This is a genomic window from Xanthobacter sediminis (genome assembly GCF_043195015.1).
Lineage (GTDB): Bacteria > Pseudomonadota > Alphaproteobacteria > Rhizobiales > Xanthobacteraceae > Xanthobacter.
Genome location: NZ_JBAFWH010000063.1, coordinates 1 through 335, shown reverse-complemented (window position 1 = coordinate 335; position 335 = coordinate 1). Strand labels below are relative to the sequence as shown.

The following is a 335-nucleotide window of genomic DNA, read 5'->3' as shown; positions in this document are numbered from 1 at the left end:
AGGAGAGCAAGATGTCGCTGCGACAGATCGCGTTTTACGGCAAGGGTGGTATCGGCAAGTCGACCACCTCGCAGAACACCCTGGCCGCTCTGGCGGAGATGGGCCAGAAGATCCTCATCGTGGGTTGCGACCCCAAGGCCGACTCCACCCGCCTGATCCTGCACGCCAAGGCCCAGGACACCATCCTCTCGCTGGCCGCCAACGCCGGCTCGGTGGAAGACCTCGAGCTCGAGGACGTGATGAAGGTCGGCTTCCGCGACATCCGTTGCGTGGAGTCTGGTGGCCCGGAGCCGGGCGTGGGCTGCGCCGGCCGCGGCGTGATCACCTCCATCAAT

Annotated in this window: 1 protein-coding gene; it reads left to right on the top strand. The window is 65.7% G+C overall.

Annotated features, from left to right (window positions below; all coding sequences use genetic code 11):
- Positions 1 to 11 precede the first annotated feature (11 nt).
- On the top strand, positions 12 to 335 hold a 324-nt coding region (locus V5F61_RS21210), incomplete at its 3' end, for an AAA family ATPase (protein WP_394104092.1).